The organism is Soehngenia longivitae (assembly GCF_004684055.1).
In the GTDB taxonomy this organism is placed as follows: domain Bacteria; phylum Bacillota; class Clostridia; order Tissierellales; family Tissierellaceae; genus Soehngenia; species Soehngenia longivitae.
Map to the genome: position 1 here is coordinate 25144 of NZ_SRIB01000012.1, position 25504 is coordinate 50647.

The 25504-nt window shown below is 32.2% G+C and carries 24 protein-coding genes; 4 read left to right on the forward strand and 20 right to left on the reverse strand.

What is annotated here, in order from left to right; genetic code table 11:
• Positions 1-644 precede the first annotated feature (644 nt).
• On the forward strand, positions 645-2183 hold the full coding sequence (locus tag E4100_RS08350; protein WP_135271592.1) for an ATP-binding cassette domain-containing protein: 1539 nt from the start codon (positions 645-647) through the stop codon (positions 2181-2183).
• A 61-nt stretch (positions 2184-2244) separates the two neighbouring features.
• Here the strand turns inward: E4100_RS08350 and E4100_RS08355 are convergent, their stop codons facing one another.
• The 9 genes from E4100_RS08355 to yedF all read right to left on the reverse strand — a co-directional run bounded on the left by E4100_RS08355 (position 2245) and on the right by yedF (position 9858).
• Entirely contained in the window at positions 2245-3429 is a 1185-nt protein-coding gene (locus E4100_RS08355) for an aminotransferase-like domain-containing protein (protein ID WP_135271593.1), read from the reverse strand.
• Between the two features lie 83 nt (positions 3430-3512).
• Positions 3513-4571 carry an S-methyl-5-thioribose-1-phosphate isomerase gene (locus tag E4100_RS08360; RefSeq protein ID WP_135271594.1) on the reverse strand — a complete coding sequence of 353 codons (1059 nt, stop codon included), beginning with the start codon at positions 4569-4571 and terminating at the stop codon, positions 3513-3515.
• 9 nt (positions 4572-4580) lie between these two features.
• Positions 4581-5402 carry a purine-nucleoside phosphorylase gene (locus E4100_RS08365; RefSeq protein ID WP_135271595.1) on the reverse strand — a complete coding sequence of 274 codons (822 nt, stop codon included), beginning with the start codon at positions 5400-5402 and terminating at the stop codon, positions 4581-4583.
• A gap of 106 nt (positions 5403-5508) precedes the next feature.
• Complete coding sequence (locus E4100_RS08370; RefSeq protein WP_135271596.1) at positions 5509-6672, reverse strand: iron-containing alcohol dehydrogenase; 1164 nt, start codon at positions 6670-6672, stop codon at positions 5509-5511.
• A gap of 13 nt (positions 6673-6685) precedes the next feature.
• Entirely contained in the window at positions 6686-7894 is a 1209-nt protein-coding gene (locus tag E4100_RS08375; protein ID WP_135271597.1) for an EAL and HDOD domain-containing protein, read from the reverse strand.
• 16 nt (positions 7895-7910) lie between these two features.
• On the reverse strand, positions 7911-8144 hold the full coding sequence (locus tag E4100_RS08380; protein WP_425596615.1) for a DUF951 domain-containing protein: 234 nt from the start codon (positions 8142-8144) through the stop codon (positions 7911-7913).
• Complete coding sequence (locus E4100_RS08385) at positions 8141-8989, reverse strand: mechanosensitive ion channel family protein (RefSeq protein WP_135271598.1); 849 nt, start codon at positions 8987-8989, stop codon at positions 8141-8143. The genes E4100_RS08380 and E4100_RS08385 overlap by 4 nt, the downstream gene beginning before the upstream one ends.
• A gap of 3 nt (positions 8990-8992) precedes the next feature.
• Positions 8993-9262 carry a putative Se/S carrier protein gene (locus tag E4100_RS08390; protein ID WP_135271599.1) on the reverse strand — a complete coding sequence of 90 codons (270 nt, stop codon included), beginning with the start codon at positions 9260-9262 and terminating at the stop codon, positions 8993-8995.
• Positions 9262-9858, reverse strand: a complete 597-nt coding sequence (yedF, locus tag E4100_RS08395) for a sulfurtransferase-like selenium metabolism protein YedF (RefSeq protein WP_209315325.1) — start codon at positions 9856-9858, stop codon at positions 9262-9264. Before yedF ends, E4100_RS08390 begins: the two co-directional genes overlap by 1 nt.
• Before the next feature lie 215 nt (positions 9859-10073).
• Between yedF and pdxR the strand changes: the two genes are divergently transcribed.
• Positions 10074-11525 (forward strand): MocR-like pyridoxine biosynthesis transcription factor PdxR, encoded by a 1452-nt coding sequence (gene pdxR / locus E4100_RS08400; RefSeq protein WP_245196384.1) that lies wholly within the window; start codon positions 10074-10076, stop codon positions 11523-11525.
• Positions 11526-11544: 19 nt separating this feature from the next.
• Here the strand turns inward: pdxR and E4100_RS08405 are convergent, their stop codons facing one another.
• Positions 11545-12348: an alpha/beta fold hydrolase gene (locus E4100_RS08405; RefSeq protein ID WP_135271601.1), complete on the reverse strand. Its 804-nt coding sequence runs from the start codon at positions 12346-12348 to the stop codon at positions 11545-11547.
• Positions 12349-12446: 98 nt separating this feature from the next.
• Here E4100_RS08405 and E4100_RS08410 point away from each other — a divergent pair, with 98 nt between their 5' ends.
• Both E4100_RS08410 and E4100_RS08415 read left to right on the forward strand, forming a co-directional pair.
• Complete coding sequence (locus E4100_RS08410) at positions 12447-14180, forward strand: ABC transporter ATP-binding protein (protein ID WP_135271602.1); 1734 nt, start codon at positions 12447-12449, stop codon at positions 14178-14180.
• Positions 14170-15987: an ABC transporter ATP-binding protein gene (locus tag E4100_RS08415; protein WP_135271603.1), complete on the forward strand. Its 1818-nt coding sequence runs from the start codon at positions 14170-14172 to the stop codon at positions 15985-15987. The genes E4100_RS08410 and E4100_RS08415 overlap by 11 nt, the downstream gene beginning before the upstream one ends.
• Here the strand turns inward: E4100_RS08415 and E4100_RS08420 are convergent.
• From E4100_RS08420 to E4100_RS08465, 10 genes are all read right to left on the reverse strand, one after another.
• Positions 15970-16122, reverse strand: coding sequence for a 3-hydroxyacyl-CoA dehydrogenase NAD-binding domain-containing protein (locus E4100_RS08420; RefSeq protein ID WP_135271604.1), 153 nt, complete (start codon positions 16120-16122; stop codon positions 15970-15972). The two genes, E4100_RS08415 and E4100_RS08420, sit on opposite strands and share 18 nt — an antisense overlap.
• A gap of 49 nt (positions 16123-16171) precedes the next feature.
• A complete protein-coding gene (locus E4100_RS08425) occupies positions 16172-16831 on the reverse strand; it encodes a CoA transferase subunit B (protein ID WP_135271605.1) in 660 nt (219 codons plus the stop codon).
• The gene (atoD, locus tag E4100_RS08430) at positions 16831-17487 is read right to left on the reverse strand and encodes an acetate CoA-transferase subunit alpha (RefSeq protein ID WP_135271606.1); all 657 of its coding nucleotides are present in this window, start codon (positions 17485-17487) and stop codon (positions 16831-16833) included. Before atoD ends, E4100_RS08425 begins: the two co-directional genes overlap by 1 nt.
• A gap of 18 nt (positions 17488-17505) precedes the next feature.
• Complete coding sequence (locus E4100_RS08435) at positions 17506-18684, reverse strand: acetyl-CoA C-acetyltransferase (RefSeq protein WP_135271607.1); 1179 nt, start codon at positions 18682-18684, stop codon at positions 17506-17508.
• Between the two features lie 92 nt (positions 18685-18776).
• Complete coding sequence (locus E4100_RS08440) at positions 18777-20066, reverse strand: GntP family permease (RefSeq protein WP_135271608.1); 1290 nt, start codon at positions 20064-20066, stop codon at positions 18777-18779.
• Positions 20067-20091: 25 nt separating this feature from the next.
• Positions 20092-20853: a 3-hydroxybutyrate dehydrogenase gene (locus tag E4100_RS08445; protein ID WP_135271609.1), complete on the reverse strand. Its 762-nt coding sequence runs from the start codon at positions 20851-20853 to the stop codon at positions 20092-20094.
• A gap of 327 nt (positions 20854-21180) precedes the next feature.
• Complete coding sequence (locus E4100_RS08450) at positions 21181-22878, reverse strand: sigma-54 interaction domain-containing protein (protein WP_135271610.1); 1698 nt, start codon at positions 22876-22878, stop codon at positions 21181-21183.
• Positions 22879-23020: 142 nt separating this feature from the next.
• The gene (gene rsgA, locus E4100_RS08455; RefSeq protein ID WP_135271611.1) at positions 23021-24040 is read right to left on the reverse strand and encodes a ribosome small subunit-dependent GTPase A; all 1020 of its coding nucleotides are present in this window, start codon (positions 24038-24040) and stop codon (positions 23021-23023) included.
• A gap of 887 nt (positions 24041-24927) precedes the next feature.
• Positions 24928-25119, reverse strand: coding sequence for a hypothetical protein (locus E4100_RS08460; protein WP_135271612.1), 192 nt, complete (start codon positions 25117-25119; stop codon positions 24928-24930).
• Positions 25120-25148: 29 nt separating this feature from the next.
• Positions 25149-25322 (reverse strand): helix-turn-helix domain-containing protein, encoded by a 174-nt coding sequence (locus E4100_RS08465; RefSeq protein WP_167792108.1) that lies wholly within the window; start codon positions 25320-25322, stop codon positions 25149-25151.
• Positions 25323-25504 lie beyond the last annotated feature (182 nt).

Sequence of the window (25504 nt, forward strand, 5' to 3'; positions counted from 1 at the left end):
AAGAGCTTTTATAACTAAATTTACAAAATGACATTTAACGCTTCTGTTATAAAATTAGCTTGTTATTTTGTCCCTACGGATAGCAATTTACAAAAAATTAAACAGAGTCTATAAATATTTATCTAGGCTCTTTTTTATAACGCGGGACTATCAAAATTTTCCTATTCGTAGGGTATGACATAAACCAAACTTCTTATGGTTTATGGTTGGAACAATAAATGGTGTCACCTCCAATCACATCAACTGCTAGATAGCTTACACTTTCTTCATGTTTATCATATTATATTCCCAACAACTATTCAACTGTTTTAAAACACAAGTGGCAGGAATGTTCTTCAATTTACTCAAATGAAAATCTAAATTCTACCCTTATCAATCAATAAGCATAGCCAACCATAAAAGTTAATCTTACAAATTTATGGATTTTAGTCACGAAAAGTATTATACTGTAATTAATATTTGTTTTCTATATCGTTGCCTGCTAATTATGTAGTTGCAAAATACAAAATTAAAAATTCAATAGATTTTGCAATTAACCAATGAGCACTATCTTTTTAATTATTGGCAAATGGAAGGGTAAATTAATTAAAGCATCAAACTTTCAAAGGAATACCCTCTAAAATCATGAAAGTGAGGTCAATAAAATGAAATTAGTTGCATATTTATTCTACATAATAAATTCGTTTGTTTTAGTAAGAATCGCAATTTTATTTGGAGTCCTTATAGACAATCTCACTAATTCTCAATTTGATATTTTCAGAAAAAACGTTATAATAATGCTCATCTATGGTTTACTTACATTAATACTTCCAGTGATTTCTTACAAGCTTGCTTTTAAAATTTCTAATAAGGAAATGAATAAAATAAAAAACAATAAATTCCTTTCCGAATTTACAAACAACAGAGATAAATTTGATTTAGTTGACTACTCTCAAAACTTGGATATTTATTATAGTGGACAGTTGATGAATAAATTTAATATTGTTAATATTTTAAGTGTGTTTATATTTACTTCAATATCTTTAATAAGCATAGATATAAGACTTTTTATAATTGCATTTATATCTTCCTCATTGCCTCTTATCGTGCCTATATTTAGCCAAAAAGCATTAAAAAATAAATCAGAAAACTTTGTAAATTCTTCAGATAATTATATAAAATTTATCGAGGATACCCTTACTGGGAAAAAAGAGTTAATAAGATACAATGGAATAAACTGGATCAAGTCAATTCATGAAAATATTTCTAAAGACCATGAAGACAAAAGAGAGTCGTTTAAGCTTCTGAACATATTAAATGATGTGTTTTCTGAAGGTATAAGCAATATTAGTCAAATAGTAATATTATTTACTGGAGGAATTTTTGTAAGCAGGTCTATAATATCCATAGGAGAAGTTATTACATTATTACAATTAATGAATTATTTAGCAGGACCTGTTGTTGCATTGATTTCCCTTTATAATAACTATGCGTCGAGTCTTGTTGCTAAGAAAAGACTTATAGGAGAAACTGAAGTTGATCTTTCACAAAAAGATTTCAAATTCCCTATTTTTGATTCTTCTGAGGTGGCTGTTGAAATCGAAAATATAGAATTTTCTTATGGAAATAATAAAGTTTTAAATAATGTAAGTTATAAGTTTATGAAAAATAAAACTTATTTAATAAAAGGTAAAAGCGGAAGTGGTAAGTCCACATTATTAAAAATAATTGCCGGTGAATTGACCCCAGACAAAGGAAAAGTTCTAATATTTAATAAAAACATTGAAGATATGGAAAAATCTGCTATATATACTACTATATCTTATATTTCCCAAGACATACATATCTTTGAAAATTCCGTAGAAAATAATATTTTATTAGGTAAAGTCAACGAAAATAATAAAATTAGTAAATTAATTGAAATGTTAGAGTTAAATTTATCTTTAGAAGATATATTGAGTAAAGAACGTAAAATTTCTGGTGGAGAAGCTGTGAGAATTGGAATAGCTAGATGTCTTATAGATCCTAAAGACATCATTCTATTAGATGAACATACTTCTGGACTAAATGAAGATCTTGCTTTTAAGATAACTAAAGAAATATTGAATCTTGGAAAGACTGTTATTTGTGTATCCCATACAGAATCACAAGAAATCATTGATTTATTCGATGAATGTATTAATTTGGAAAGTTTACAAAACTAAAATATATATACTTGAATTAACAAAGAAAGATAAAAGTTCAGAGGAAATCCTCTGAACTTTGTTATTTCAATGCTTCATTAATTACATCTGCTAATCTATTCATTCCTTCAATTATTAAATCATCTGGCATTGCAGAATAGTTTAATCTCATATCATTTTCATGACCAGGATATGCATAAAATGAACCGCCTGGTACAAATGCAACTTGTTTTTCCAATGCTTTTACCGCTAAATCTCTTGTGTTTATATGCTCAGGCAATGTTACCCAAGTGAACAATCCACCTTCTGGTATAGTGTATTTAACTTCTTTAGGGAATTTTTCTTTCATAATCCCTACCATTAAATCTCTTCTTCTCTTGTAAACCACTTTTATTTTTTCTATATGTGCATCAATATCATATTCGTTTAGGAATGTAGCTACTTCTATTTGAGATATTGTGCTTGATTGTAAATCAGCACCTTGTTTTAACAATATGAATTTTCTAAGTACTTCTGGATGAGCATCGATCCAACCTAGTCTCAATCCTGGACAGAATATCTTTGAAAATGTTCCTAAGAAAATCACTCTGCCTTCAGTATCGAAGTGTTTAATTGCAGGGAATAATTCTCCTTCATATCTTAATTCTCCATATGGATTGTCTTCTACTACAGCTATGTCGTATTTGTTTGCTAATTCAACAAGTTTTTTTCTCTTTTCGATAGACCAAGTTTTACCTGAAGGATTTTGAAAATCTGGTATTACATATATAAATTTAACTTTTTTGTTTTCTTTTAATGCTTTTTCTAATTGTTCCATATTCATGCCATCGTCTTCTAATTCGATGTCAATAAAATTTGGTTCGTAAGCTCTAAAAGCATTAATAGCTCCTAAGTAGCTTGGCTTTTCGATTATTATATAATCACCTGGATCAATAAATACTTTTGCAGCAAAATCTAGCCCTTGTTGCGATCCACTTGTAACTAAAATATCTTCTACTACTGCGTCTACTTGTACTTTTTTCATTCTCTTTGCGATTGCTTCCCTTAGAGGTCTGTACCCTTCAGTTGGCCCATATTGGAGTGCTTGCGCTCCATTCTTTTCCATTACCTTTTTGCTAATCTCAATCATTTCATTTACAGGGAATAGCTCTGGTGCAGGAAATCCGCCACCAAAAGAAATAATTCCTGGTTGCTCTGTCAATTTAAGTAACTCTCTAATTTCTGATGCTTTAACATAGTTCATCCTATTTGCGTACTCTAAAGCCATTAAACACACCTCCATTTATTCGGAAAACCTTTTCCTACTGCTATATATAATATACACTTAAAACAATTGATTGTCTATACCTTTTATAAAATCATTTCTATTTTTTCATCCCCCCTAAAATATCTTTTTAAATCATATGGTGAAAAGATACCTCTGTCTGTGACAACACCGCTTACCAAGTGTGGTGGCGTTATGTCAAAAGATGGATAATACCCTTTAACTCCTTCTTTAGCAGTCTTCACTCCCATAGCCTGAAGCACAAAATCCCCATCTCTTTTTTCTATCGTCACAGTAGAAATACTTTCATGCCCAATGTCAGGTATCCCTGTTACAAAATATGGAATTTTCAAATATTTTGCTACTATTGCAATTTGATAAGTACCAACTTTATTGACTACATACCCATCCATACAAATAGCATCGGCTGCCGAAGTAAATAAATCGACTTTCTTTTCCTCCATCACATATGCAGGCATATTGTCTGTAATTACTGTGACGTCAAAACCTTGGTCATAGCATACGCTAGCTGTAAGTCGTGAGCCTTGAAAATATGGCCTTGTTTCAGGACAAATCACTTTTATGTCTAGATTTTTCTCTTTAGCCTCTTTTAATATCATACCCACGATAGTTTCACCAAAACATTGTGTCATTATAGTACCTTTTTTAGGAAACATATCTGTTAAATATTTTGCTACATCGTTAATTCTTCTATACCTCGTGTTATTATGCTCGATTGTGTGAAGAAAAATCTTCTCGTCAACTCTTTCTCCTTTTTCTAACGCATCTATCGCTGCCTCAATACATCCATCTGTGATGAGTTTCATTCTCTTTGTTGTAGTTGGTCTTGCTGTGTAAAGAGTTTTCGCAGCTTCATTTAGATAGTTGATAAATTCAGCTTTTCCCAAATTTCTAGCTTCATAGGCTGCCAAAGCCATTCCCATGCCACAGGCAGTATAAGGGCCTGCACTTTGTGTTACCATGTCCTTTATTGCTTTAGCAACTTCTTGATGACTTTTACATTCTACAAACGATATCTCATTTGGATAGATTCTTCTGTCTAGTATCCTCACAACTCCATTTTCATACCATGCGATGTTTTCATACCTTAATAAAAATGCTAAGCCTTCATCAAATCTTTGCATAACAGCCTCCTACATAGCCTCGATAATCGAGGAAATAAATTTCTTTAGTTTATCTCTTGATAATTTTCCTATCTCTTCAACTTCTTCTGTAGTGATTTTCTTGTCTACTATTCCCGCAGCCATGTTAGTGACTAAAGACATGGCTAGTACCTCTATGTTTGTATGAGCAGCTGTTAAAGCTTCTGTTACAGTTGACATCCCAACCAAATCTGCTCCAAGTATTCCCATGGCTTTAATCTCTGCTTTAGTTTCAAACTGTGGCCCTGTGGCGAAGAAATAAACTCCTTCTTTTACATCTATGCTTTCTTTTTTTGCTATTGTCTTTGCCAATTCTCTTAATCTTTCTGTATACATATCTGTCACATCGAAAAATCTAGGACCAAACTCTTCGATGTTTTTTCCTCTTAAAGGACTTGGACCATTTAACTTTATATGGTCTTTTATAAGGACGATATCTCCCGGCTTAAAGCTTTTATTTATAGCTCCAGCAGCATTTGTCAATATGACTTTATTTACTCCCAACAACTTAAATACTCTTATAGGTATTGAAAGCTCTTCAAAGTCATAACCCTCATAATAATGAAATCTACCGCTCATGAGAACTACTTTTTTGCCCTCTACTTCTCCAATTATAAGCTTTCCCTCATGGCCTTCTGCAGTTGAAATGAGGAAATTTGGTATGTCTTTGTAATCAATGATAGTTTCAACATTTATGATTTCTTTTACACTGCCCATTGATGAGCCTAATATCAGCCCAATCTCAACCTCATGCCCTACAATATTCAATATGTAATCAGCAGCTTTTTTATAATAATTAAAATCAAATTCCATATTACACCTCCGCCTAATTTAATTATACCAGATAATTGACTGAAAAATAAACAATTATTGAGAGAGTCTAAAGAAAAACCTCTAAGGAATTCCCTAGAGGTCATCTTTACAATGCTAATTCATATATCTTAATTATATCTTCTACATCTAATTTTTTGAGTCCACCTAATTTGCCTTTTATCACTGCTTTCTGTGCCATTTCTTCTAACCTATCACTTGGTAGATTAGCTTCTTCAAAGCTTGTTGGAAGTCCTACTTCCTTTAAAAATTCCTCGTATGCTTTTATTCCTTCAAGTGCAACAATCTCTTTAGAACTCCCTGCATCAGATATGCCAAATACATTTATTGCAAACTGATTGAACCTATCTAAATTGTCTAGATATACATACTTCATCCAAGCTGGAAATATAATACTTAAAGTCACTCCGTGTGTAGTACCATATAGAGCACTTAATTGGTGACCTATGTTATGGCTTGCCCAATCTTCTTCTCTTCCAAGTCCAAGTATCCCGTTGTGAGCGATTGTACCAGCCAACATGATTTCTGCCCTAGCATTGTAATCATCAAGGTTTTCATTTAGTATTCGCGCATTTTTAATCACGCTTTTCATGGTTGCTTCACATAAATGATCTGTTAGATCAACATTTGGTGTATTTGTAAAATACCTTTCTAAAATATGAGATAATATGTCTGATATACCTGCAAATGTCAAGTCTTTTGGAAGAGTCAAAGTATATGTTGGATCCATTATAGCAAAGGTTGGCCTAATCATATCATCATTTACTGATAACTTTAATCCCTCTTCTTCGTTTGTGATTACACTTCCCATGCTTGCTTCACTTCCAGTAGCTGGATAAGTGAGCACAACTCCTACTGGCAATGCTCTTTTAGGTCGTTCTTTCCCTAAATAAAAGTCCCAGACATCAACATCTGCTACAGCACCTAAGGCAATCGCTTTTGATGAGTCAATTGCACTTCCTCCACCAACAGCAAGGATTAGATCAATTCCCTCTTTCTTAACCAATTCAATACCTTCTCTAACTAGGGATAGTCTAGGGTTTGGCTTTACTCCCCCTAGTTCATAAATCTGTGCACCTGCTTTTTTTAGCTCATCAACTACTTCGTCATAAAGCCCACTTTTCTTGATACTGCCTCCACCATAGTGAATGAGTACTTTTTTGTAGTTTCCTTCAACTAATTTGGATAATTTATTTATTGTTCCTTTCCCAAATTTTATTTTTGTGGGAAGATAAATACTAAAATTGTTCATAAAACACTCCTCCTTATACTATTTGCATTATTCTATTTGCCCACTCAATAGACTCGATGTATAACTTGCTTAGCAAATTTTCATCTAGGCCCATCATTTCAGCAAACACACTGGCTTTTTTGAAATCTCCTCTTTCATAAGATAGATACAATTCTTTTATGGGTGCTAATATTCCTTCGTTTTCTAAAAGTGCATCTTTTACTATATCGTCTAGTTTTAAATCTTTGAGTGCCTCATCTAAAGGCATATTTAATATTGCATCTAGGGTGCTAAAAAGTCCTACTATTGATGCTTGATATCTAAAGTTTTCATATCGAGGAACATTTAGGGCAATCCTTTCTGCAAAACTAGCTCGAATTAAAGAAATTTTAACCAACTCCGCCGGACAATTTTTCCCAAGGGTTTGGACTAGCACTATATTTATCCATCTCTCTATGCCTTTTAATCCCATGTAAGTAAGAGATTTTTTTATATTCTCTCTATTTATCTCCAAATTTCTAAGGCTCATCATCCTCATAAGCCTATATGATAGATTTAAGTCTTTCTCAATTATATCTGTTAATCTGTCAAATGATGGCTCTTCCTTGTTTAACTCCGAAATGACAGATGTGTATTGTATTGGGCGAACTTTGCTATTCTGCGAACTAGCTATCTTAGGTTTTTCAAAAAAATAACCTTGAAATAATGTAAATCCAATTTTCTTTGCAATTTCAAATTCTTCCTGTGTTTCAACTTTTTCAGCTAAAATCGTCTTTCCTTTTTTAATGGCGATATTTGAGTCAATAATTATTTTTTTTATATCTGTATTTAAAAAATCATACTTGATTATGTCACATACATTGATGAGTGCATAATCCTCACTCGAATGAAAAAAATCATCTAAAGCAATTGTATAGCCTTTCTTTTTTAAATCAAATAATCTTTCTACCAGTGCTTCATCAATTTCTACATCCTCAAGTACCTCTATGACCATTTTGTCAGGTTTAACTATTTCAAATACATCAGACATTAAAAGCTCTTTATCAAAATTCACAAAAGCTCTCTTGTTTTCAGTGATTCTCTCTGCTCCTGACTCAAACAGCTCCAAAATGACTCCTGTTGATGCTCTTAGAGCCGACACTTCTTGATTAAAAGAAGTTGTTTTATCATCATCTCTATAAAGCAATTCATATGCAAATATATTCTGCCTTTTATCAAGTATAGGTTGCCTCGCTACGAGCAAAACTGGTCACCTTCTTTTAATCATTTTCTTTGTCTTGTTTATAATGCACTATGCTTACCCATTTGTCCCCATCTAATATCTTTCTAACTCTCTTCTCAAATTCTATTCTGGTAAGCCATACCTGTCTATTGCACCCTGTGCACAATAGCTTAATATCAGCCCCAGTTCGAAGTATCTCCCAGTTGTTCTCTCCGCAAGGATGCCCTTTTTTGAGGGTTACATGATCCCCGACATCGTACTTTAAAATCATGACTTTTCTCCTCCAAGCACTACAATTTTTTGATAAGGTATCTCTATTCCTTCTTTTTCAAATTCTTCCTTTATTCTCTTCCTCAAATTCCGTTCGACAGCCCATTGTTCCATCGGAATAGTCTTTGCAACAATTGAAATTTCTACACTATAACTGCCTAGTTGAGTTACTCCTAAAACTGTAGGCCCTTCAATTACTTTTTCATCATTTTTTAACTCATCAGCAACTTTATTTAAAACACTCAACACATGATCTAAGTCATCTTCGTAAGAAACACCTACCTTAACTAAAGCTCTCATGCCGCCTCGTGTTTTATTGGTAACTTCTGTTATTGATCCATTTGGTATTATATGAAGTTCTCCTGTAAAATCTCTTATCTTTGTTATCCTAATTCCAAGTTCTTCTACAATTCCCTCTTTCGAGCCGATTTGAACATAATCTCCAACTGAATATTGATTCTCAATTAATATGAAAAACCCAGTTATCATATCTTTAACTAGAGACTGCGCTCCAAAAGTTAAAGCAAACCCTCCAATACCTAGTGTGGCGATTAAAGATGCAGTATTTACCCCAAACATATCGAGGCTTATAACTAACGCAAAAAACAAAAGGACATACTTTACAATCCTCTTTATAGTCTGAGTCATAGTGATAATCCTATTGGTAGACTCAATTGTAGATAAAGATTTTCTATTTAATATAGTCTTGTCAATAACTTTATTAACGATCTTAGTTATGAAATATACTGATAAAAAGATAAGAATTGATATCCCTATTTTCCCTAGGAAGTTAATATTTCCTAAATCATCTTTAAAAATATTGTTTATGATAGATATCCTAGCCACCCCCTAGATGATTTTCTTTAGCTCTCTTTTATTATCCATTGTTGATACTTCATATAGGTTTTTAAAGTCCAAAGTTTTGTCTTCGTGCATTTTAATAATTATCTCTTTATCTGAAACACTTGCTTTTATTGCAAGACCACAGCTTAGAGTTATATCTCTAGGTGTTGGTATTGTTTTTATAGCAATGTTTTCTTCTTTTAAAATGCTTTCAGCCCGCATTGCATGATGAGTAGAATCAAATGTCAAAATTAAAAATATATTTTCTCTTTCCATTATCCTATTGTCACCACATTTGTTGAGTTTCTCATCTTTTCATATATAGTGTACATATTTGAAATACTTCCAACTCCCAATTTATCTTTTAAATTGAAATAATCTAAGCATGTCCCACAAGAAATTATCTCTACTCCTTCATTTTCCAAATCCTTTAAATCATCTAGCACTTCACTTTCTTCAACTGTGAGTTTCACTCCACTGTTAAAAAACAAAATACTTTTTGGGTAAGGTTTAGTTTCCCTTACAGTGTAAATGAAACTTTTCATCAATATTTTACCTAATTTTTCATCCCCTCTGCCCATGTGTTCAGACTGTATTGCAATCACATAGTTTTCATCAACTTCTACCAGTTTTTTCTGTTTTTGTGTTTCTGCACTAGTTTTCTTCTCGATAGTAACTGCGAAAAGTCCTCCTTCTAATTCTTCAACTTCAAAATCGGCATTTTGACTTTTTGCAAGTTTAATGAGGTTCTCTCTAGCTACCTCATTATCAACAGTGGTCTTGACTTTTCCTTCCTCTATATTGTCTAATTCTTTCTTTGTCAATATTACTGGTTTCGGACATTCCAACCCTCTAGCATCTATTTCTTTCATCATCATCTCACCTCGTTGTTTTTTTATACCCTTTAATTGCAATTTTTATACATCTATAAAGATTATAATTATAAAACTTATACTTTATGTAATTATTATATGTTACTAGAAACTATACATCAATAAAAATACGTAAGTATAGATGATTTTAATTAACTTTGACACAGTAGATCATAGTGATATAATAAGTGTATCAATACAAAGAGGTGAAAAATGTGAATATTGATTTTAAATTAGATAAACATTCATCTATACCTTTATATATACAACTTTATGAAAATTTAAAAATGGCAATAGATGATCTTTCTGATGGTGAAAAGCTTCCTTCTATTAGATCCCTTTCAAAGACATTGGAAGTTAACAATGTGACAGTAATCAATGCATTTAAAATGCTTGAACAAGAGGGTTTAGTTTACACAGTTGAAGGAAGTGGAACCTATGTCAGAAAACCTCTAAAGAATTATGGTTTGATGAATTTGGAAGAAGGGGATTTTGAGCTAATGCTTTCAGGCATATACCCCCATTCAAAGCCAAATGTAGACTTTGCTAGTGTCACTCCATCACCTGATCTTTTCCCAATTAAAGAGTTTAAGGAATCTTTAATTGAAGTTCTTGATAGAGATGGAGGAAACGCTTTTTCCTATCCAGAAATTAGAGGTTATGAACCACTTAGAGAATCTATCTCAAAGTTTTTATTGGATAATTACTCCATCAACTTATCAGTAGATGGAATATTGATCACTTCAGGAGGGCAGCAAGGTTTAGACATTATATCCAAGACTTTAATCGAACCATTGGATGTAGTATTTGTTGAAAATCCCACATATCCGGGTGCTTACCAAGCTTTTAAATCAAGAGGAGCAAAGATAATTGGCATCCCCATGGAAAACGACGGTATAAATATTGAAATTTTAAAATCATATTTGAAGAGATATTCTCCAAAATTCATATATACTATGCCTAATTTTCAAAATCCTACGACGATTTGCTACAGTGAAGAAAAGAAAAGAGAATTATTAAGACTTGCAATTGAACATGATTTCTATATAGTTGAAGATGATTTCTTGACTGATTTAACTTTCAACAACTCAATTCTTTACCCAGTAAAATCCTACGATAGAAGTGAAAAGGTCATATTTATAAAAAGCTTTTCAAAGATATTTATGCCAGGGATTAGAGTTGGGTTTTTGACAGTTCCAGAAGATATATTTAAAGATGTATACAAAGCTAAGCACTCCACAGATATTTCTTCATCTGGATATCTTCAAAGAGCATTTGACCTGTATTTAAGGAATGGGTATTGGATAAATTACATTGAAAACATAAGGGAAAATTATAAGAAAAAATATGATCTATTTACAAGTGAATTGGATAAATTATCTAATTTAGGCATTAGCTATATTAAGCCAAATGGAGGTTTGAGTGTTTGGGTAAACTTAGACGATGATATATCTCAAACCAAAGTATATGAGGACTGCTTGAAATTGGGATTAGCCACCGTACCAGGAAATGTGTTTTCCGTAGATCAAAACTCTTATATAAATGCTCTAAGACTTAGTTTTAGCACTCCTGAACTAGATGAGATCCCTTTAGGGTTTTCGATACTTAAAAATGTATTATCAAATATAAAAAATGAAGATAAAAGAACTTACATGCCCTTTGTTTAAAATAATGGCTAATCTAAGATTAGCCATTGTTTGTTTTCTCTTTTATAACACTTGCTAATTCTCTCGGTTTCTCAAGCATTATCAAATGATTTGCAGCTTTAATTTCAATAAATGAAGCTTTTTTAAACGAGTTGCTGAAGTTCTCTTGCGATTTTCTTGTGTAAAATAATGAGTTTTCTCCACCTATTACACAGACTTCCTTTTCGATATTTTTTAAATCACTTAAGTAATCGCTAAGCACTAAAGATTTCCACAGAGAACTCATGCTTTGATTTGGAATTTGTTTTAGTTTTTCAAATGCAATCTCTTTTTCTCTCATCTTATTAAAAAACAACTTATCTATAAACGAAAGAAGAAAACTCTCCCAATCATTTTCTATCAAATATAAGTCCCTATCTAAATCTTTGATTGTATAACTACCTCTAAATAATCCGTCTTTGTAACTCCCATCATTTAACATTTTAGGAGAGGACTCTATAAAAATACAATTTTCTACAAACTCATCATTGTAGTTTTTAAGATACTCTAATATGACGCTTCCTCCCATTGAATGACCTATAACTACTGCTTTATCCCCTATACCTTTAAGCACCTCATGTAAATCATCTGCAAGTAACTTTACATCTAAGTATTTGTTATAATTAAACTCAAGAAAACCCTTTTGGTCATAAGTAATAATCCTAAAATCATCTTTAAGCAGCCTTTTTACTATACGAAAATCATCACTACTTCCTAAAAATCCATGCAGGTACAAAAGAGTTTTCCCTTTACCTTCGATATTTAATTTTATACTGTAATTATCTTTAGTTTTTATAGTATACATTTCATGCTCCTCAAATTTATTTCGAAAATAAAAACACTTTAATTTTCAATTTAAAAGTACTAATATATATAGTATATCTTATATAAAGGGTGACTTAAATGAATTACATATTTAAATACGCTAAAAAATATAAAAAAGATTTCACAATTGCCATTATTTTTCTAGTATTAGAGACTTTAATTGATTTAATATTGCCAACTATGATGAGTTTTATCATAGATAATGGAGTAAAAAACAATGACTTAGACTATGTTTTAAAATTTTCATTTTATATGCTAATTATAACCTTGTTGGGGGCTAGTTTTGCAGTAATTAGAAATATAAAATCATCAATTGTTTCTCAAAGCATCGGTAAAGATTTAAGAGAAGACTTGTATATAAAGATAAATAGACTGAGCGCTAGTAAAATCAGTTCTCTTACAGAAGCCTCCCTTATAACAAGACTAACAAACGATGTCAATCAAATACAAAACTTCGCTCATGGGTTAATGAGAGTTTTTGTTAAGGCACCACTCTTGGGGATAGGCTCTGTGATAATGGCTTTAGCATTGGATAGAACTATTGGTCTAATAAGCTTATTGATTGTGCCAATCGTAATGATTGCTATCATCTTAAATTTAAAATTCTCCTATCCAATATTTTTAAAAATTCAAAAATCCTTAGATAAAGTAAACTCAAGGCTAAAAGAGTATCTTTCCGGGATAAGAGTTGTAAAAGCATTTAACAGATATGACTATGAAAGGCAGAGATTTGAAAGTGTAAACGATGAGCTTAAAAATGTATCCATAAGTGGAATGAGAAGACTTGCCATATTTAGTCCCCTTGTGACATTGCTTGTAAACTTAGGTATAGTAATAATTCTTTGGGTTGGCTCAGATTTAGTCGTAAATGCTGATTTTGAGGTCGGGAAAATAGTGGCAGTGCTAAATTACATGACTCAACTCTTGTTTAGCTTAGTTATGTCCACTAGAATAATCAATATGTACATTCGATCTAAAGCTTCATCTGATAGACTAGATGAGGTGTTCAATGCTGAAGAAACTTTGAAAAGCCCAGAAAAACCTCTTATGATAGAAAAAGATGAGATTTTACTTGAATTTAAAAATGTCTACTTTAAATATTTTGAGAAAACAAACTATGTATTAGAGGACATCAATTTCAAATTAAAGCCCAATACTACTCTTGCTATAATCGGGACAACAGGCTCTGGAAAATCGACAATAGTTAACTTAGTATTGAGATTTTTTGATCCAAATAGTGGGGAAATCAAGTTTTATGGTAAAAACATCAAAGATCTGGATTTAAAAAAATATAGGGAAAAAATTGCAGTGGTACCGCAAAAAAATTTACTTTTTACCGGTACAATCTTAGACAATCTCCGCTGGGGAAATGAAAATGCTAGTTTTGATGAAATAGTAAGTTGTTCAAAAATTGCCATGGCAGATGACTTTATAAAAACTTTTAAAGATGGCTATGACACTTACTTAGGTCAAGGCGGTGTAAACCTCTCAGGAGGTCAAAAACAGAGGATATCCATAGCAAGAGCCTTATTAAAAAATCCAGAGCTATTAATATTAGATGATGCTACCTCAAGTGTAGATTTAATAACGGAAAGAAAGATAAAAGAGAGATTAAAAAACAGTTTGTCTACTACTACCATATTGATCGCCCAGAGGATAACATCAGTCATGGATGCAGAGAACATAATTGTATTAGACGATGGCAAAATCGAAGCTATAGGAACACATGATTATTTATTAGATCATTCAGAAATATATAAATCCATCTACATCTCTCAATTAGGAGAGGAGGTGTCTAACTTTGGAGCATAACACAAAAAAAATAACAGGCATCCACGGCCCTCATTCAATCATACCTGTTGAAAAGCCAAAAGACAGTAGCTCAACGTTAAAAAGACTATTCTATTATTTTGGAGAAGAAAAAAATAAAATATTTATAGCTCTTTTTTTAGTCATATTATCCACATTTTTAACGCTTTTAGTTCCATATTTTACAGGAAAAATAGTAGATGCATTAACCGTTTCAAAAGACATGATAAATCTATTAGAAGTTAGAAACCTTATACTATATGTGTTAGCTTTTTATGTATTTAGTTCGCTGTTTATGTATTTCCAAGAGTTTATCATAGCTGGCATATCACAAAGGGTCGTATATAAAATAAGAAAGGATATATTTGATAAGTTTCAAAAAATGCCAGTCATATTTTTTGATAGAACTACTCATGGTGAACTCATGAGCAGAGTTACAAATGACATAGATAACATAAATAACACCATATCTCAGACTATGATACAATTCATGCATACTTTTATAAGTACAATAGGCACAGTGTTCATCATGTTTTATATAAATAAAATAATGGCTCTGGTTACACTCGCAACAGTACCTATTGTACTGTTAGTTACAAGAACAATAGCTAACAACACTAAAAAGTACTTTAAAACTCAACAACAATTCCTCGGCAATCTCAACGGCCATATAGAAGAGTCCATAAGCGGAATAGATGTCGTACGCATGTTTAACAAAGAAGATGATATGATCAATAAGTTTAAAAGGTTCAATGATGACTTAAAAGAAGTAGGTGTAAAAGCTCAAATCTGGTCTGGCTTTATAATGCCAATAATGAATGCAATAGGCAATTTGACTTTTGTGATCATAGTATTATCTGGTTCATTGTTAGTTTTAAACAATGCCATAACCATAGGAGTAGTCACAAGCTTTATATTCTATTCCAAGCAATTCCAAAGACCAATAAATGAGTTAGCCTCAACATTTAATCAACTCCAATCTGGAATTGCAGGAGCAGAAAGAGTATTTGAAATATTAGATGAAGAAGATGAAAGAGAAGACGAACTTGATGCAATAGAAGCGGATAATATCAAAGGAAAAGTAGAATTTAAAAATGTGTATTTTAATTACAGTAAAAATAAAGAAGTATTAAAGGATATAAGCTTTATGGTAGAAGCAGGTACAAAAGTTGCTTTGGTAGGTCCAACCGGTGCAGGCAAGACTACAATAGTAAATCTCTTGACAAACTTTTATGAAGTAACTAAAGGTGAAATCTTAATAGATGATATGAATATTAATAAATACAAGAAAAATTCACTAAGAAATATGTTTGGTGTTGTGTTACAAGACACTTATCTTTTCTCTGGAACTATAAAAGAAAATATAAGATATGGAAAGCTCGATGCTACAGAAGAGGAGATAATAGCAGCTTGCAAAATATCTAATGCTGATGAATTCATCAAGAGATTGCCAAATGGCTATGATACCTATATAAGTGAAGGCGGAGGTAATTTAAGTCAAGGGCAAAGACAACTTTTAGCAATTGCAAGAGCTGTTTTAAAAGACCCTTCAATACTCATATTAGATGAAGCTACATCAAATGTAGATACTCGAACTGAGTTAAAAATACAAGAAGCTATGATTTCCCTGATGAAAAATAGGACGACATTCATCATTGCACATAGGCTATCAACTATAAGAGACGCCGATATAATCATGATGATTGAAGATGGTAGGATAATTGAAAAAGGAACCCATGAAGAGTTGATTGAAACTAAAGGAGCTTACTTTAATCTTTACATGAGTCAATATTTAAATACTGCAGAGTAAAAAAGGAAGAGAATTCTCTTCTTTAATGTCATTTACGATCACAGTTTTGCCAAATCTTGAGAATATCTGAGCTATTCCAGAGCCCATAGTGCCAGCTCCTGCTATACCTATCAGGTTTATATCTTTTAGCATCATAACTATCTCTCCATTCTTTTAATAAAAGGCTGCTTTAAGCAGCCTTTTATTATATTTCCATTTCTTTTAAGTCTTCAGCTATGATTAGTTCAGCTTCTGTACTGTTTTTTACATCTTCAATACTGAATTCTGGATTTATTTCTTTTAAAACAATCCCTTTTTCAGTGACTTCCATTACTCCCATCTCAGTGATTATCATATCAACTTGATGTGCAGCAGTCAAAGGAAGTGTGCATTCTTTCAAAATCTTTGGTGCACCTTTTGCAGTATGTTCCATTGCTATGATTACTTTTTTAGCTCCAGTAACTAAGTCCATAGCTCCGCCCATTCCAGGAACCATCTTGCCTGGTATCATCCAGTTAGCAAGGTTTCCCTTTTCATCAACTTGCAAAGCTCCGAGCACAGTTATATCTACATGCCCGCCTCTTATAATTGTGAAAGATGTAGCTGAATCAAAAAATGCTCCTCCTGGAAGTATAGTTACAGGTTGCCCTCCAGCATTTACAATCCTCATATCTTCTTTTCCTGGTTCAGGTGCAGGCCCAAGTCCAATAAAGCCATTTTCAGATTGAAGAAATATGTTCATCCCTTCAGGTATATAATTTGCAACCATCGTTGGAAGCCCAATCCCGAGGTTTACAACATCTCCGTCTTTTAACTCTTTAGCGACTCTCTTAGCAATAAATGCTTTTAATTCATTCTTATCCATTAATTTGCACCTCCATCAACGATGTAGTCGACAAATATACCAGATGTTACAACATCGTTTGGATCTAAATCTCCAACCTCTACAACTTCGTCTGCTTCTACAATTACTATATCTGCAGCAGTTGCCATTATAGTATTGAAGTTTCTCGTAGCTCCAAAATACACGATATTTCCAAATTTATCTACTTTTTGTCCCGCAATCAAAGCTACATCAGCTTTAAGAGGTTTTTCAAGTAAATACTCAACACCATCAACAGTTATTTTTTCTTTACCTTCCTCAATCACAGTGCCAACACCTGTTGGAGTCAATATTCCGCCAAGTCCTGCTCCACCAGCTCTTACTTGTTCAGCCAGTGTACCTTGTGGAACTAAAACAACTTCCATTTCACCAGCATTCATCTGTCTGCCAGTTTCAGGATTTGTGCCAACATGTGATGCGATGAGTTTTTTAATTTGATGATTTACAACTAATTTTCCTACTCCATAATCAGGAAAACTTGAATCGTTGCAAATCAAAGTCAAATCTTTTACGTTCTTTTCAACAAGTTTATCAATTATTTTATGTGGGTTTCCACATCCAAGAAAACCGCCTACCATTATTGTCATGCCATCTTTAATCATGTCAACGGCTTCATCAATGCTTACCAACTTATTCATCTAATTCCCACCTTTCGATTATCTTCTAACTATCATTGAGATACCTTGTCCGCCACCTATGCAAAGAGTTGCTAACCCAAGTTTATTGTCTCTTTTTTGCATTTCATACAACAATGATACAAGAATTCTCGCACCTGAAGCTCCTATTGGATGGCCTAGAGCAATAGCTCCTCCATTTACATTTGTTATGTCCATATTCAAGTTCAAATCCTTTGCAACCGCAATCGCTTGAGCTGCAAATGCTTCGTTTGCCTCAACTAGCTCAATATCATCTATCTTAAGATTTGCTTTTTCCAATGCTTTTTTACTTGCAGGAATTGGACCAGTACCCATTATAGATGGATCCACACCAGCTGATGCATAGCTTACTATCTCTGCAATAGGAGTTAATCCCAATTCATCAGCTTTTTCTTTGCTCATTACAATCAACGCAGCAGCACCATCATTTATTCCTGAAGCATTCCCTGCTGTAACAGTTCCATCTTTTTTAAATGCTGGTCTTAATTTTGCCAACGCTTCAATTGTTGTGCCAAATCTAGGAAATTCATCAGTGTCTACTACTTTAGGATCGCCTTTTCTTTGTGGTATTACGATTGGAACAATTTCATCTTTAAATCTTCCGCTCTTTATAGCTTGTTCTGCTCTTAATTGGCTTGTAAGTGCAAATTGATCTTGATCTTCTCTAGTTATATTGTATTGTTCAGCAACATTTTCTGCTGTGATACCCATATGATAGTGGTTAAATATATCCGTCAATCCATCTTCTACCATATAGTCTATAACTTCTCCATTTCCCATTCTTTGGCCCCATCTATGATTTTTCAATAGATATGGAGCTTGTGACATATTTTCAGTACCACCAGCAACAATTATATCAGCATCTCCTGCTTTTATAGCTTGAGCTGCTAGCGCAACAGTTTTTAAGCCTGATCCACATACTTTATTTACAGAGAAACTAGTTACATATTCAGGTATGCCAGCTCCTATAGATACTTGTCTAGCTACATTTTGTCCAAGACCTGCTTGTAGTACATTTCCAAAAATTACCTCGTCTACCATCTCTGGGTTTACGTTTGCCCTTTTAAGAGCCTCTTTTACTACTGCTACTCCCAAATCTACGGCACTTACATCTTTAAAAGCTCCGCCATATGATCCAATTGGAGTTCTAACAGCACTCACGATTACTGCTTGTTTCATAAAATTTCTCCTCCCTTAATACCATAATTCTAAAATATTTATCCATCCCCATTTTATAGTATATCATAGCATGTGAATTATTTGTATATCTTTTAATAAATACCAAAACTAGCTAATATTATCGCAGGAATAGATGACAATATAGGTAATATTAGAGATGTCACACATATATCTATATATGATTCTTTATGTGTCATGCCAGTAACTGCTAAAAGCGTCAATACTGCTCCATTATGTGGTAGAGTATCAAGTCCGCCTGATGCAAGTGAAGCAATTCTGTGAAAAGCTTCAGGACTAATTCCTCTTTCTAAAGCGATTTGATAGTATTTTTCTCCTAATGCTGCTAAAGCTATTCCCATGCCTCCTGATGCAGATCCTGTTGCTCCAGCTAATAAATTGACAGCTACTGCTTCAGAAATAAGAGGAGATCCCTTAATATTTAATACAGCATCGGTAAGTGTTTGAAACCCTGGAACTGCTTTAACTACAGAACCAAAGCCTACTGCTGCAGAAGTGTTTATAATTGCAATTATTGATCCACTCGCTCCGTTGTTGATACTCTTAGTAAACCCCTTGTATTTCTTAAAATTCAATATCATAGTTAAAACTATCCCTGAAAGAAGTGCAACGATTATATCCCAATCAAATACATTTAAAGTTACTATTACGCTTATAAGAGGTAAGATAGATAAAAATGGATTTGGAAGTTCATCATCTGAAATAATCATCTCATCATTTTTTACTTTTGGTTCAGTGAAAACTTCTCCATTTGCTCTAAGCTTCTTTTCTCTCCATGTAAGATATAAATATCCAAAGCCAAACATAAACAATGCAGCCACAATACCCATTATAGGTGCTGCAGTTGGTGTTGTGTGAAAATATTCCATAGGAATTAGATTTTGAATCTGTGGTGTGCCTGGTATAGCTGTCATAGTAAATGTAAACGAACCTAAAGCTATACAACCAGGAATCAATTTTCTTGAAATGTTTGCTTCTCTAAAAAGTGCCAATGCTAAAGGATACATTGCAAATACAACTACAAATAAACTTATTCCCCCATAAGTTAATACTGCACATCCTAGCACAACGCCTAAAATAGCTCTTTTAGCACCTATTATTTTTGTAAGCCAATGTGCTATTGCCCTTGCAGCACCTGTGTAATCCATTAAATGACCAAAAACTGCTCCTAACATGAATGCTGGGAACCAAGATTTAGTAAATCCTACAAACCCTGTCATGTAGACGTTTGTATAAGAATCCAATAGAGGTATTCCCCCAAAAATCGCTACTACTAAAGCTGTAAGAGGTGCTACCCAAATAATTGAATAGCCTTTATAAGCTAAAAACATAAGAAGCACAAGACCTATAAATATACCTAGCATAAATTTACCTCCTCAATTTATATTTTTAATTTGCTGTCCAGCCACCATCAATAGTGAGCATTGAACCTGTAATATGATCTCCAGCACTTGAACACAAGAACAATGCAACATCTGCAACTGTTTCTGGTTCAATCAATTTTTTAACAGAACATTTTGAAAGCATGATGTTCTCTATAACTTCATCAGCACTTATGCCATGTGTTATTGCTTGATCAGCTATTTGATTGTCAACTAAAGGTGTCCTTACATAAGATGGACAAATTGAATTTACTGTTATTCCAAAAGGTCCGCCTTCTAATGCACAAGTTTTAGTAAGCCCTCCTAAACCATGTTTTGCAGAAACATAAGCTGCTTTAAATTCAGATGCAACTAAACCATGAATGGAATTTAGATTTATGACTCTTCCCCAACCTTTCTTTTTCATGTATGGCCATGAGTATTTAGTCAATAAAAATGGAGCTGTGAGCATTAAATTCATCATAAAATCCCATTTATCTTCTGGAAATGATTCGATAGGTGAGACAGTTTGAATACCCGCTACATTTACTAACACATCAACACCATTAAAGTTCTCAACTGCAAAATCTACTAATTTTTTGCAATCTTCTCTCTTGCTAAGATCTGTCTTTATGAATTTTGCATTTAATTTTGAAGCTTCCTCCATTAATTTTGCTTCATTTATATCTGCCATAACTACATTTGCTCCATCTTCAGCAAATTTTTTAGCTATTGCAAGACCAATTCCACTTGCTGCTCCTGTGACAATACAAACTTTATTTTCTAACATATTACAACCTCCTTTTTTGTAAATATTAAATTGCAAGATTTGTGCCAACGTTTTCATAAAAATAAGAGTAAAAACTCATATTTCACCGCGAAAAATAAAAGACTACTAAACCTTATTAACAAAGTATTTTAGTAGTCTAAAGTGAAATAATAGTTTTTATAGAATTTTTATATTTCAGCATATATGAATACTGAAAAAATGTCATGATTTGTTTACAATATATCGATTTATTATGATAAAATGTTAACTTTAGTTAACAACTATGGAGCCATTTTTTAGGTATTGTAAATTATGCTTTAATTTTCTAACTTTGATAAATATATAACATTATTGTAAACTATATTTTTCTATTTTCTCATACAAAGCAGTCCTGCTTATTTTTAAAATTTCTGCAGCTTTTGATTTATTTCCATTAGATGCAATCAGTGCATTAGATACTATCTCCTTCTCATATTCTTCCATCTCTTCTTTTAAACTTTTAAGCTCTCTGTCCTCTTTTAAACCAGATATTTTACTAGGTAAATGTTTGATCCTTATAATTGTCTCTCCATCAAGGTAATTAATAGCTCTTTCTAAAACATTTTCAAGCTCTCTTACATTACCAGGCCAATCGTATTTTTTTAATAGATCTATCGCATTTTTACTTATTCCATCAACTCTAATCCTTTCTTCACTAGATATTTTCTCTATTAAATTGTTTGAAAGAATAGCTATGTCGTCTTTCCTTTTTCTAAGTGGTGGAATCACCAAGCTTACTACATTTAATCTATAATATAAATCTAATCTGAATTCACCTTTTTTAATCATTTCTTCAAGGTCTTTATTTGTTGCAGAAATAATCCTGACATCTATTTTTTCCGGAGCATTTGCCCCTATCTTTTCTATTTCTTTCTCTTGCAGCACCCTAAGTAACTTTACTTGCATATTCATCGGCAAATCGGCTATCTCATCTAAAAAAATGCTTCCCCCGTCAGCAGCTTTGAATTTTCCTATCTTCCCACCTTTTTTGGCACCAGTGAAAGCGCCTTCTTCATATCCAAATAATTCCGACTCTAAAAGTTCGCTAGGTATTGAACCACAATTAACTTTAATAAAAGGTCCTTCTTTTCTCTTACTTAAAGAATGTATTGCATTTGCAAAAAGTTCTTTTCCTGTGCCAGTTTCTCCTAATATCAAAACATTTGAATTAGTATTTGCTATCCTTTTAGTAAGTTCTTTTAATTCTTTAATCTCTCTTGATTCTCCAATTATACTATCTAATTGATATTTTGCTGAATTTATCTTTTTAAATTCATTTTTATACATGTTCAATTCTTTTTCAATCTTGTAGACTTTTGTATAAAGTTGTTCTAATTCATCTAAATCTCTAAATAACACTTTACCAACTGCACCGACAATTCTGCCATTTACATAAACTGGAATACGAGTAGCAATCATCTTCCTTCCATTTATTTCTTGAACTTGAGCGATTTCCTCAATCCCTAGTTTAGCAACTTCATGCATCCTTGTATTTTCAATGACTTCCGTTACATGTTTCCCTATGGATTCATCTCTATCTACATTTAAAAACTCAGCATAGGCATTGCTAAGCATCTCAATATATCCTTCTTTATTTACGTATACTATGCAATCATTTGTTGCCTCCATAATAGTTTTTAACAGTGAAGATGCTTCCATTTCAGTATTCATGGTTCCTATTACACTCTTGCACAAATCCAACGCATTAAAATTAACTAATAGATATACATCTTTTTTTATTTCAACTCTTGATATATGAAACATGTATTCAGAGTCGAGATACTCTATTTTCTTTCTAATAGCCGTTTCGTTTGTGTAGTCAATCTTTTTTATCTCCACAACTATCTCGTTCAATAATAAATCTAATTCTAACTTATTTGTATCTTTTCTAAGAAGTCTTTCAGCCCTTTTATTTGTGTACACAACTTTAAACATCTTATCTAGAATTATGATTCCAGATTCAAAAGCATTTGCTACCTCGTATGAAGTTATATTTTTCTCTGGCATAAAAAACCCTCACTTTTTATTTTATAAGTCAAGTATATCAAAAAAAATAAATATCACCAAAAAGGTGATATTTATTTGATAAAGATAAAAATGTTCTATGTTAAATTTGAGTGAGATTTGTATCTATTAAATCTGGGATTTATTAGTGTTTTTTGGATTTTTCCTTTATTTTTTCGTTGTGTTTTTTTCTAGTAAAATAATTTTTTTGACTATTTATAAACTCTTCCTCACTAACTAATTTTAAATAATTATTATATCTTTCTTTAGATAATTTGCCCGCTTGTAATGCCTCTATGACTGCACACCCTTTTTCAACAGTATGTGTACAATCTCTAAATTTACAATAATTTGATAACTCTTCGATATCTGAAAAAGATGTATCTCCTGAATCAGAATTCCAAATTGATAATTCCCTCATACCTGGGGTATCTACAATGCAACCTTTACCCTCACCAATATAAATCAGTTGTCTAAACGTAGTAGTGTGTCTCCCCTTATGAATTTTTTTATTTGTCTCGCCAACTTTTAGCAACTCTTTTTGAAACAAAGAATTAATTAGGGAAGATTTCCCTACCCCTGATGACCCAACTAAAACAGACGTTGAGCCTTCAGTAAAGTACTTTTCTAACACTGAAATGCTACCATCAACTACACTTACACATTCAGAATTAACATTAGGAAATCTAGATCTGACCTGTTTTAAATATTCCATATAATTTACTTCTAAATCTCTTTTTGTCAACACAATAATAGGATTAACTTCATACGAAAAGGCAAATAAGTAACGTTCTATTCTACTAAAACTAAAGTTTTCATTTAATGAAGTGCAGATAAAAATATTATTAAGATTTGCAGCTAAAACTTGTTCTGCTACTTTAACTCCACTAACTTTCCTACTTATTTTATTTTTTCTAGGATATACTTTTACAATCAATCCCTTATCTTCATCAATAGGTTTAATTTTTACCCAGTCACCAACAACAGGATACTCCGATTCATTGGTTATTTCATATACTAAGCTTCCCTTTAATGTACAAGAAAATTCGCTCTCTTCACAAATAACCTTATAATTATTTCGATTAGCAAATGAGATTCGTCCTACTAATGGTTCAATCTTTTCAGTTCCAAAGAACTCCTTATATCCGATTTCAATTAAATTCATTAACTACCTCCTTAATTTTCTTAACAAACAACTAGCATTTGCTCACCCCCTTCTTTTTATGTAATACCTCCAATATTACTTGCTAAAATCGGTATTGAATTAATGTTTGATTAATAGATAAAACTACCTCCATTCTTATATTTTATAGTTAGCATTTGAGTAACACCGTACCATTTAAAAACCTTTAAAAAACGCGAGATTTCTATATTATCTCTGTTGCTTTTATAAATAAGAATGCGTGCTTTTTTAAGAAAAATTATAAGAGATAATTCATCATCATGTATAATAATCGTAGGATTTATCTCTATTTTTTGACTTAAGGTATCCTTTCAACTTTTAATAGTTAATTATTTAATTAAATATATCATATTAGATGTTATTTGCCTAGTCATTATATTCTAAAAATTCAAATAATGATACTATGAATCCCTAATTTATTATCCTAAAAGATGTTTTATACTAATTAATTTATAAGGCGATAGGAAAATATTAGATAACATTATAAAAATTGAAATGAGAGAAAGAAAAGGAAGTTCTATTATTATTCTAGAAGATAAAGCAAATAAAACTTTTCGTAAAGAACTTTTCTGACGCAAACAAGCCAAAAGTCCAGACATATGAAATGGAATAAATCTGGGTCAAATGTAAAACTAAATTAGACCTTTGTAAAGTTAAATTAGACCCTTACTAGAAATCAGTAAAATAGACAAATTAAAATAGTTTAATTCAACAAAAAAGGACTTTTAAAAGTCCTTTTTTGTGTTATAATTATACTATAAAATTTAAATTTGGGCATAACTAATTAGAGGTCTACTATAGAAAAATTTTTTTGTAAGACTAAATTAGACCCCTAGAAGCAGTATAAAATGCCTGGATAACAAATTATATTATTTTAAAAGATTTGGATTTAAGATAATATCGTTAGGGTTAATTCTTTCTATCCCTAATACATCAATCAACTTAAATCCATATCTTGTGCTGAATGCATCAAATGGGGATTGATCATTCAGCTTTTTTCTTGTGTAAGAGTTCACATGAGCCAATACTAAACGAATTTCATTTTGTGCTAGCTTGTCCATGCTCTTAACTTAAGGAATAATCCGGCGAATTAACTCATGATTATTTTTAATCTCTTTTTAGATAAATTAGATCGGAGAATAATCTCTCTAGAAATAGTGGATTTATGTCTATTAAGCTCTCTAGCAATTTCGGATAAAGAATAATTGTTTTTAAGATACTTTTCAATATCTAATCTGTTATCAAAATTTAAATGTATAGCCATAATAGCTACCTCCTCGTATAATAAAGTCATAGTTTAAAAACTATATTTTCTTTTCTATCTCACTAATCTTGTGAGATGATATTTGTACAGATAGGGGTCGTAGTTACCTCCTTGAAGCCTAGTCTTCCTTTTTAAGGGTTGCGCCTCTTCTTTACATCTATATGCGAATGAGCTGGATAGTA

Excerpts from the sequence above, each read along its gene's own strand:
- rsgA (WP_135271611.1), bottom strand. The coding sequence starts at position 24,040 with ATGAATTTAATTGAAATCGGATATAAGGAGTTCTTTGGAACTGAAAAG.
- E4100_RS08440 (WP_135271608.1), bottom strand. The coding sequence starts at position 20,066 with ATGCTAGGTATATTTATAGGTCTTGTGCTTCTTATGTTTTTAGCTTAT.
- E4100_RS08360 (WP_135271594.1), bottom strand. The coding sequence starts at position 4,571 with ATGCAAAGATTTGATGAAGGCTTAGCATTTTTATTAAGGTATGAAAAC.
- E4100_RS08365 (WP_135271595.1), bottom strand. The coding sequence starts at position 5,402 with ATGGAATTTGATTTTAATTATTATAAAAAAGCTGCTGATTACATATTG.
- E4100_RS08425 (WP_135271605.1), bottom strand. The coding sequence starts at position 16,831 with ATGGATAAGAATGAATTAAAAGCATTTATTGCTAAGAGAGTCGCTAAA.
- E4100_RS08350 (WP_135271592.1), top strand. The coding sequence starts at position 645 with ATGAAATTAGTTGCATATTTATTCTACATAATAAATTCGTTTGTTTTA.
- E4100_RS08355 (WP_135271593.1), bottom strand. The coding sequence starts at position 3,429 with ATGGCTTTAGAGTACGCAAATAGGATGAACTATGTTAAAGCATCAGAA.
- atoD (WP_135271606.1), bottom strand. The coding sequence starts at position 17,487 with ATGAATAAGTTGGTAAGCATTGATGAAGCCGTTGACATGATTAAAGAT.
- E4100_RS08405 (WP_135271601.1), bottom strand. The coding sequence starts at position 12,348 with ATGTATACTATAAAAACTAAAGATAATTACAGTATAAAATTAAATATC.
- E4100_RS08390 (WP_135271599.1), bottom strand. The coding sequence starts at position 9,262 with ATGGAAAGAGAAAATATATTTTTAATTTTGACATTTGATTCTACTCAT.
- E4100_RS08445 (WP_135271609.1), bottom strand. The coding sequence starts at position 20,853 with ATGTTAGAAAATAAAGTTTGTATTGTCACAGGAGCAGCAAGTGGAATT.
- E4100_RS08420 (WP_135271604.1), bottom strand. The coding sequence starts at position 16,122 with ATGATGCTAAAAGATATAAACCTGATAGGTATAGCAGGAGCTGGCACT.
- E4100_RS08410 (WP_135271602.1), top strand. The coding sequence starts at position 12,447 with ATGAATTACATATTTAAATACGCTAAAAAATATAAAAAAGATTTCACA.
- E4100_RS08380 (WP_425596615.1), bottom strand. The coding sequence starts at position 8,144 with ATGATTTTAAAGTACGATGTCGGGGATCATGTAACCCTCAAAAAAGGG.
- yedF (WP_209315325.1), bottom strand. The coding sequence starts at position 9,858 with ATGAAAGAAATAGATGCTAGAGGGTTGGAATGTCCGAAACCAGTAATA.
- E4100_RS08435 (WP_135271607.1), bottom strand. The coding sequence starts at position 18,684 with ATGAAACAAGCAGTAATCGTGAGTGCTGTTAGAACTCCAATTGGATCA.
- E4100_RS08450 (WP_135271610.1), bottom strand. The coding sequence starts at position 22,878 with ATGCCAGAGAAAAATATAACTTCATACGAGGTAGCAAATGCTTTTGAA.
- E4100_RS08370 (WP_135271596.1), bottom strand. The coding sequence starts at position 6,672 with ATGAACAATTTTAGTATTTATCTTCCCACAAAAATAAAATTTGGGAAA.
- E4100_RS08465 (WP_167792108.1), bottom strand. The coding sequence starts at position 25,322 with ATGGCTATACATTTAAATTTTGATAACAGATTAGATATTGAAAAGTAT.
- E4100_RS08460 (WP_135271612.1), bottom strand. The coding sequence starts at position 25,119 with ATGGACAAGCTAGCACAAAATGAAATTCGTTTAGTATTGGCTCATGTG.